Source organism: Corallococcus terminator (assembly GCF_003611635.1).
Lineage (GTDB): Bacteria > Myxococcota > Myxococcia > Myxococcales > Myxococcaceae > Corallococcus > Corallococcus terminator.
In genome coordinates this window covers 1-1,702 of record NZ_RAVZ01000659.1, presented here as the reverse complement: position 1 = coordinate 1,702, position 1,702 = coordinate 1, and the positions used below count along the sequence as shown (strand labels likewise).

General features: G+C 69.3%; 2 protein-coding genes. Both read right to left on the bottom strand.

Features of this window, described 5'->3' with window-relative positions; genetic code table 11:
• Positions 1-35: 35 nt before the first annotated feature.
• Positions 36-1,067: an IS3 family transposase gene (locus D7V88_RS45625; RefSeq protein WP_372241173.1), complete on the bottom strand. Its 1,032-nt coding sequence runs from the start codon at positions 1,065-1,067 to the stop codon at positions 36-38.
• The gene (locus tag D7V88_RS45620; protein ID WP_372241172.1) at positions 1,064-1,624 is read right to left on the bottom strand and encodes a transposase; all 561 of its coding nucleotides are present in this window, start codon (positions 1,622-1,624) and stop codon (positions 1,064-1,066) included. The genes D7V88_RS45625 and D7V88_RS45620 overlap by 4 nt, the downstream gene beginning before the upstream one ends.
• Positions 1,625-1,702 lie beyond the last annotated feature (78 nt).

Below are 1,702 nucleotides of genomic sequence, written 5' to 3'. Positions count from 1 at the left end.
CGGTGAGTGTCAACGTAGTTGTCGCGTGAAACAGGTCAAGCAGCTGCGGTCATTGTTGGAACGAGAGGGGTGAGGTTCGGGGAAGGGTTGAGCCGCACGGGGCCCGTGGGTGTCCAGTCGCGGGTGTGGCGACTCCATCGCGCTGGGGCTCGCTGCTGAGCGCGCAGATAGACGGCGTGGCGGTGCGCGAGGACGGCCGTCTCAATGCCGAAGTGGCGCTCGTCGGGGGTGACGAACCGAATACCGGAGTGGCGATGAAGGCCGTTGTACCAGGCGGTGAAGCAAGCCACCCACTCGCGAGCCTCCTCCCGCGAGGCGAAGGGGGCCCTGGGAAAGGAGGGCCGGTACTTGAGAGTGCGGAAGAGAGCCTCGGAGAAGGCATTATCGTCCGAGACGCGGGGCCGGCTGAAAGACGGGGTGACGCCCAGCCACTGAAGCGTCGCCAGCAGCGTGGCGCCCTTCATGGGCCCGCCGTTATCCGAGTGCAGGATGAGGTCCTGGGGACAGCCCGCGGCCTGCCACGCGGTGCGGATGAGGGTGGTGGCATGCTCCGCGGACTCCTCGGTGTGCACCTGCCAGCCCATGATGCGACGGCTGTACACATCCACGACAAGGTAGAGGTAGAGGTAGGCGCCCCGCACGGGCCCCCGCAGGTAGGTGATGTCCCAGCTCCAAACCTGATTGGGTGCGCGGGCCACGTGCTGCGCCTTCGGGCGCGCGACAGGCGCGCGAGCGCGTCCGCGGTGGGCCAGTTGCTTCGCCTCGCGCAGCACGCGGTAGAAGCTGGACTCGCTGGCGAGGTACTCCCCACGGTCGGCCAGGGCCGGCACCATTTGGTTGGGACTCATGTCCCGGAACTCCTCCCGGTTGGCGAGCGCGAGGATGCGCTGGCGCTCGACCTGCGTGAGTCGGTTGCCCGGAGACGTCCGAGGTCCGCAGCGCCTGTCCTGCGCCGTCGCGGGACGTCTCCAGCGTTGCACCGTGCGCGGCACCAGTCCCAGCCGCTCGCAGGCGGCCTCCAGCGTCGCGCCCCGCCTCATGGCCTCGTCCACCAGGGCCAGCGTCACTTCTCGCTCGGCTCGTCCGGTGCGTCGTCCTCGCCGCCCCGGCGGCCCTCGTCCCAACCCATCGCCTGAAGTTTTTTTTCGAGGAACAGCAGGGCCCCAGCCTCCGCCAAGGCCTTCTCCTTGCGGTGCAGCTCCCGCTCCAACTCCTTCACCCGTTTCTCGCTCGCGGCCAGACGCCTGCGCTGGCCCGCCGTGAGCGGCCCCGAGGAAGCGGCCTCCGCGCCTGGCTCAAGCGCTCCAGCGGCGGCGTCCCGCCATGCACGCAGCTCGCCTTCATGCAGCCCCTCGCGCCGCAGCAGCGCGCCCAGGGCCTCACCCTCAAGGCCGTGGGCCGCGGCCACCACGCGCAGCTTCTGCTGGGCAGTCCACTTCTTCGGGGCGGCGGGGACGGGCTTCTCGTCGGGCATGGCGGCCGCCACCCTACGCGCCTCCCGTAGCCACATCGAGAGGGTCGGTTGCGTCACGCCCACCTGCTTCGACAGCTCTGTCGCCGTCATCGCCGGGGGCCCCAGCATCCGCTTCACCATCTGACTCTTGAATGCGTCCGTATACGGCACCGTTGTCTTCCTGCTCGCCCCGCTCAGGTGGTCACCTCGGCTGCTCAGCCGAGGCGACAACTACGCTGACACTGGGGG